The organism is Endozoicomonas sp. (assembly GCF_051008435.1).
In the GTDB taxonomy this organism is placed as follows: domain Bacteria; phylum Pseudomonadota; class Gammaproteobacteria; order Pseudomonadales; family Endozoicomonadaceae; genus Endozoicomonas_A.
In genome coordinates this window covers 1-6,700 of sequence record NZ_JBPCXO010000370.1, presented here as the reverse complement: position 1 = coordinate 6,700, position 6,700 = coordinate 1, and the positions used below count along the sequence as shown (strand labels likewise).

Below are 6,700 nucleotides of genomic sequence, written 5' to 3'. Positions count from 1 at the left end.
CATGGAGGACAGCTGTGTTGCTGTCGTTTTACCAAATGAGGACAGCAGGTAGTCGCTATACAGCTCAAACAGCTCTCTGTTCATGCTTGAAAGTATGGCAAATTCTGATGGGTGCGTAACATGAGTTAACTCATTAAAAATGATTGATACCAGGAATTAACCGCCCGTATACAAAAGAGCAAGAATACTAAGAAGAAATACCAACCAGGGGACTCCAGACTCTATTATTGCTCCATCAGGCTCCGGCGTTGCTGTAGGCAAAGGCATCGGAGAATAAATTATCTCCTGATTAAGAGTATTCAATTGGGAAACGGCTTGTTGGTAAACCGCTTGATTATTCGCCAGCCTTGCTGCCGCTTTTAGCCCTTCCAGTGACTTTCGTCTTCTGGGAAAAAATTCCGTCAATTCTTTCTGAAAATAACTCACAGCATTAGCATACTCTTGGGATACAACAACGACTGCAGGTGTTGGTTCAATGTCATTCTCAGTCGTTTGCACGGGTTGATAGGCTATCCCTGATGTGGCCATTTCCATATAAAGCTCACCGATGTACTCCAGTAACGGCTTCACAACCAGCGGAACACCATGATCCCAATGCATGTTCAAATATCGGGATTCTACTGCCAGTGCCGCCTGAAGGGCACCTGTCAAATCCTGCTTTTGTCTCAGCTCTTCTGCCCTTAGCTGCTCAACCATAATGGGAATAGCATCAACATTCATGGGAGAAAGATGAAGACCGGTATCCGAGAGCAGTTGTTGTAACTGGTTCCTGAAATTTTCTGCATCTGCATATTGCTGCTGGGCCAGCGCATTCCAGCTCTTCATAAAGTAGTACGCTGTTTTCCCCCATCCTGACATCAGGCTGTCCGAGACTGTTTTTTGTGCCCACTCTCTCAAGTGACTACTGTCCTCAGGTAATTCCAATATCAGATAGGCCTGCTCGAACGCAAAATAAGTTCGCATGACTCTGGTGTCTGCAGCGGTTGTCCCTGGTTTTTCCTGAAGACTTGAAATTCTCTGGTATAAATCATTGGCATCAGCCAGGGCCTCTTCATAGAGACCGGACTGGAGGAGTGCATAAACCCGCCATAGATGTTCATGAAAAGCTAATGAAGAGTCACTCAAGTCCAGATCGGTTGCTCGCTGAAGTGATTTATTCCAAGCAGCTCTGTTGATGGAATAGGTATTCACCCAGTCGCCTCTGGCAAAATAGTAGTGAGTCGGCATGTGCGTTAAATGAACTGAGCTGGTATTTTTCGGTGCTCTGCTTAACGACTGCAACCAAAAAGCGGATTCTTGAGCAGCTGGTAACTCTCTGGCCAGTTTTGGACTTTCAGAAGCATGCGTCAGGTAATGATGCAAACCAGGATGGTTAGCCATGCCTGCTCTGAGCATCAGAGCACTCATTTCATTAACAACAGAAGTTTCCAGCGCGTAGTCCCGTACACTTTGTCGGGTAGCCAGATGAGCCAGACTTCTGAATACCAGCACTTCTCCATCTAACTGATCATTATCAGTGATCTGCTGATCCAGGTACTGGTGGAACAGCTGGGCATTTGAACCTGTTTCAAAGGGCTGCTTATTGCGACTGTTATTTTCATTACCGAACAGTTTCTGAGAAGCCGTGATTAAAACCTCCTCTGATGCATTAAAGGTAACTAAAGAATTACTTTTTGCTTCGTTCAGTCGCGCCAGAGTGCTGTCTCCAGCGTCAAAATCCCTCGTAAACCAAAGGATCTGGTAGTTACACATCAGCTCCCCCCAAATCGCCATGACGAAATCATAGTCATCATGTCTTTTTTGCAGGTTCTGAGCATTCCTGAAAGCCGCTCTGGCTTCGGGGTATTCAAAAGCATGTAAAAGCTTCAGGCCAGTAATAAATGAAGCGCGGGCTTGTTCAATGACAGGTTCAGACAAAGAAAAAGAGACATCCCCCAGATCTTTTCCTTCCTGCCATGGGCCATATACCTGACCATTGTCGTAGCTATAGGGCGTTGAGGTTCTTTTGACAATGACCCCAGCATTAGAGGATTGCCAGACGATTAAATTGATAGCTAAAAACGCAACCAAAAAAGATTTACGAAGAGTCATAGTGATGGAGCTCCACCTTATCAGAGCTCTTTCACTATAGATCAGAATCTGGCTGTATTTTCACTCCTTCTATGAAGGTGAATACCAGATAGGTGAAGACCAGGCTCTTTCCTGAATAATCGGTTGATGGTCTGGAGAACAACACCCTTCAAGTCCTTCACTTATGGTCTCAGGCTTACTGCAATCTACTTTATTAGCACTGCAAATATATTGGCTCCAGCGACAGCTGGGGTTCTCAACCACACGGGTATAATAAAATGCACTCTGCGAAGGATTAAACTCAGGGTCCTGCCAAACTGTACACAGGCTGGCATAACCTTGGCCTTTTCTTTGGCAGGTAGACAGATCAACTGTAGCGCCATTGTCTGGACGACCCGCGACATCGAACACTTTTTCCCGATTCTGCCCTTTGTCATCTACCCAGCCTTTGATGACTTGAACACGCTGTAAAGAAGTCCCCGGACTGTCTTTTGTTCCAGGATCCTTCAGTGCAGAGATCGCGAAAGTGGGTGCTGTCTCACTGGCCGAAAGATCGCCACCCATAGGAACCCCTCTGGCATAGCCTTCTTTTATAAAATCATGACTGTGGCAAAGGTTTTCAGGGTATTCAAAACCCCCAAAGAATCGTACTGAAATTCTTGGGCCACTGGTGCCATAAGCTTCTCTGCGCTTCATAGCGGCAAATAATGATTCTCGGGTGTTCTCTTCTGCCCAGAGAACCGCTAACCCACCGGGGTTATATTCCAGAGCATCCGGTAACCCAGCTTTTACTGTATCTTTATTGGGACTACCTGCACCACCATGCCCCTTGAAGCTTTTTTCATCTGCAGCACCAGGCGCGCCCAAATGTGTGTCCGTACTGGCAATCATGCCAAATTTGAAGGGGTTTTCGCCCAACCTGTTTTCTTGCTGTAAGCCCTCGACTAAAATCTGCCGAAGGAATCCGCCATTCGGTTTTGGCGCTTCTTTCATAAAGCTGATCGTTCTTCCCAAGAACTGGTTATAGGGAAGTTGCTCAAAATTACAAAGCTCATCAGCATTGCCCAAAGGAGCATTTTGACTGAAAAAGCACTCTGAGCTGCCTTTGTGTTGCATCACTTCGGCCAGTTTTTCATAAGATGCCCTGAGCTTTGCATCGTCTGCGGTTATCGGTGAACCTTCCTTTTTTATTGTCGGAAACATCAGACCATTACTCAGATTAGAGTTATGGGGAATGGTCAAAGCGTCACAACCGGTCTTGTTAGAACGACATTCTTTTTCCAAAGAGTGGAAAAGCTGTTCAGCGGAAGGTCCGTCGATATAGCTGAAGGGTAACTCAGGAACCTGTCTGTTTTTGAAAATAACATTACGATGGATGTTCTGACTGTCTGGAGCTCCAGTCCATTCGTAACCAATGAATGAAGTAAACTGACACTGCTCATTTGCACTTTCTGCAGCAGCTTGTATTTTCTTCCAGGGACCCATGGCTGCCTGACGACAAAGCTCACCATTTTCTCCACAAAATCCCAGACGCTTTCCTTCTGACATTCCCATCATATTAAAAAGAAAGTAGCCTCCCCGGGGAAAGTCTCTCAACATCCAGCACTGCCAGGATGAATACTGCTCGCTGTCAGGATTATTACAAATACTCACTTCACCCAGAAGCTCTGCATGGTCACTCACCATGGCAAAATCCAGAGGTCTGCTCAGCTGCAAAAATCGTTGTGCATTGCCGTTCTTATCCCATGGCTGTATCCCCAGCTTTTTGCCACGTGCAAACTCATAAGCCTGTTCAGGGGTAGTACGAGTATCCTGTGTACTGGCATCCAGGGAGTATCGCGAATGAATATGGGTATCACCAAAAAAGGCTGTTCGCTCAGGATTGTAATCTTCACAAATGACGGAACGACTGGAAAAAGCCGTTGAAGTCGCCATACACAAAAGGACAGCAAGCAGGGTTCGCACATATTTAGACGACATAGAATTGCTTTTTATTGTTTTTGTGCGATCCAGTAGAACAACTAATTAAGGCACGCGCAACAATTAGATATTCAACGATATCCCTATCAGTCTTAAAGCCAGAAGCGTGATGAGCCAGCGAAATAGCGATTTGAAAGAAAATTCCGGCAGGAATTTTCTTATCCAGGTCCCTACCCAAGAGCCCAGAATGACGCTGACTGACATCCACAGTATCAGCTCCCAATAAGGCAACAGATTAAATCCAAGAACACCAAAGGCAACTGTTTTCAAAGCATGGGCCGTTCCCATACAAACTCCCACGGTTGTCACCAGTGCATCCCTTTGCAAACCTTCTCTTGAAAGGAAGGCACCGGCCATAGGACCTGTTGCACCTGCCAGAGTAGCCAGGAATGAATGCAGAACGCCAAAGGAGAGAAATCGAAAAGGCAGCTTTTTAACCGTCAGGGAAGGCAGCCAGGTCATCAGTAGAATCACGATTCCCAACATCATGGGAATGTAATGACTATTGATCGACAGCACGACCTGGGAACCCAAAAAGGCACCAATACAAGCGCCGGGAAGATAACGCCGCCACATGTGCCAACAGACATTTCGCCAGTCAAACAGGGCTCGACTGGCATTACTGAAGAATTGCACCACACCGTGAACGGGAACAATTGCGGCTGCTGGAATTAAGCCGGGCATCAAGGTAATCAGCAGAACGCCTCCGCCTGCACCCAGAACAGCCGTTGCTGCTGAGGTAACAAAAGCAGCCAGGATCAACAGGGCATGAGTGGAGTCCATACAGCGTTCTCACAAATAAGGCATCAACGAAACATCATGCTTTCATCAGCCAAAGTGATGAAACGTTTTTTACGATATAAAGGGGCAATATTGTATTGCCCCTTTATATCACAGCTAACTCGTTACATTTTAAAATAAGAGTGTCTTAATCAGCGCGTTTCTCTGACAGATCGATCTGATACTGAGCAAAGCCTGCTTTGTCAGTCCCAATCTTTTCCATCTTGTACACGGCGTTCTCTTTAATGAATGCTTCAGCTTTCTCACTCGGGGAAGTTTCCACAATCACATTCAGATCGAGTTTGCTGACGATCGCTGCAATGCTCCAGTTGTTTGTAGCCCTGGGAACCACCTGACCTTTTTCTTTGGTGGTTCTGCTGATGTAATCTGCAAGCACCTGACGATTTTCATCAGGCGAAGCAAAGGCAATAAACTTCTCACCGGTACCGGCAAAGTTGCCACCGCCATATGCACGGTAGTTATTGGTCGCGAGTATAAATGTCTGATCGTCTTTGACGGGCTTTCCGTTCAGAGTCAGCTCTGTAATACGACGGGCATCCGGATTCATCAGCTGACCCTCAGCGCTGTAACGAGCAGGTTGAGTGATATCAATTTGATACTCAACGCCCTCTACCACATCAAAGTTATAGGTACGGAACCCATCCCAGTTTATCAGATGTTGTGGTTCCGTGCTGGATGGATCAATCTGATTAAACTGGCCTGCAGACATTTCCAGATAATCTTTCAGCTCTTTACCCGTTATCTTCAGAGCAACCAGTGTATTGGGATAGAGATAAAGGTCCGCAGCATTGCTGAAGGTCAGTGTTCCAGCTTCTACCTCGGTATAGCCATTGGGGTCGTCTTTACGACCACCGGCCTTGAACGGTGCTGCCGCAGAGATCACAGGAATACCATCCAGATCCGGATCGCCCTGAATAAAGCGCTCAACATAAGCAATCTGGGCATCATTCACGATTTGAACCGTAGGATCATCCTGAACCAGAGCCAGGAAACTGTACATACTGTCAGACGCTTTACCAATGGGCTGATTGACGAAGTCACGGGTTCCTCTGTGTTCCGCTTTCACCGCTTTGAGTACCGCTTCATCAGACTTGGCGAGAGACTTATTGTTGGCACGATCAAAAATAGGACGACTGATAGCCTTCCCATCCAGTACTTCCCACTGACCGTTGCTGTCATCCAGCACCAGATCGACTACTCCAAGATGATCTCCCCAGCGTCCAGGCATAACAGAAGGCACACCATTAATGGTTCCTTTTTTCAGATCAACACCTTTCAGACTGGCAAAGGTTTCACTGGGGAATACCGCATGTGAGTGGCCAAACATAATGGCATCAATTCCCTCAACCTGTGTCAGGTAATAAACCGAGTTTTCAGCCATAGCCTTATAAGGTTTCTGACTCACACCGGAATGGGGAATAGCAATGATGACTTCAGCTCCCTCTTTCTTCATTTGGGGAACCAGCTGTCTGGCGGTTTCAGTAATATCTTTGGCAATCACCTTGCCTTCCAGATTCTTTTTATCCCACTGCATAATCTGTGGTGGCACAAACCCGATGTAACCGACTTTTACCGTTTGCTGTTTCCCTTCGGTATCGGTGAACTGCTGCTCTTTTATCAGATAAGGCTTGAAAAGGTGCTTGCCTGTTTTGGCATCGTATACGTTGGCACTGATGTATGGGAAGTTAGCGCCACTGGTCGCCTTATCCAGAAAATCCAAACCTTGACATCCTCCCCGCCCTAAAGAACGGGGATTCCTACAGCTAGACGGTCATGCCCGACCGCAAGAATGTTTCTTGCTGCGTTTACGTCACGCAGATGTTCAGCTCCGCACTCTGAACAGACCCAT

The 6,700-nt window shown here is 46.7% G+C and carries 5 protein-coding genes; all 5 read right to left on the bottom strand.

The annotated features are described in order from the left end of the window. Positions 1 to 156 precede the first annotated feature (156 nt). Positions 157 to 2,091, bottom strand: coding sequence for a hypothetical protein (locus tag ACR2PX_RS18515; protein ID WP_434000840.1), 1,935 nt, complete (start codon positions 2,089 to 2,091; stop codon positions 157 to 159). Positions 2,092 to 2,160: 69 nt separating this feature from the next. Beyond that, positions 2,161 to 4,050, bottom strand: a complete 1,890-nt coding sequence (locus ACR2PX_RS18510; RefSeq protein WP_434000839.1) for a DUF3604 domain-containing protein — start codon at positions 4,048 to 4,050, stop codon at positions 2,161 to 2,163. 63 nt (positions 4,051 to 4,113) lie between these two features. Next, positions 4,114 to 4,833, bottom strand: a complete 720-nt coding sequence (locus ACR2PX_RS18505; protein ID WP_434000838.1) for a sulfite exporter TauE/SafE family protein — start codon at positions 4,831 to 4,833, stop codon at positions 4,114 to 4,116. A 145-nt stretch (positions 4,834 to 4,978) separates the two neighbouring features. Further along, entirely contained in the window at positions 4,979 to 6,571 is a 1,593-nt protein-coding gene (locus ACR2PX_RS18500; protein WP_434000837.1) for a bifunctional 2',3'-cyclic-nucleotide 2'-phosphodiesterase/3'-nucleotidase, read from the bottom strand. 20 nt (positions 6,572 to 6,591) lie between these two features. Next, positions 6,592 to 6,700 (bottom strand): zinc ribbon domain-containing protein (locus ACR2PX_RS18495; RefSeq protein ID WP_433997355.1); only part of this gene is annotated, 109 nt, incomplete at its 5' end.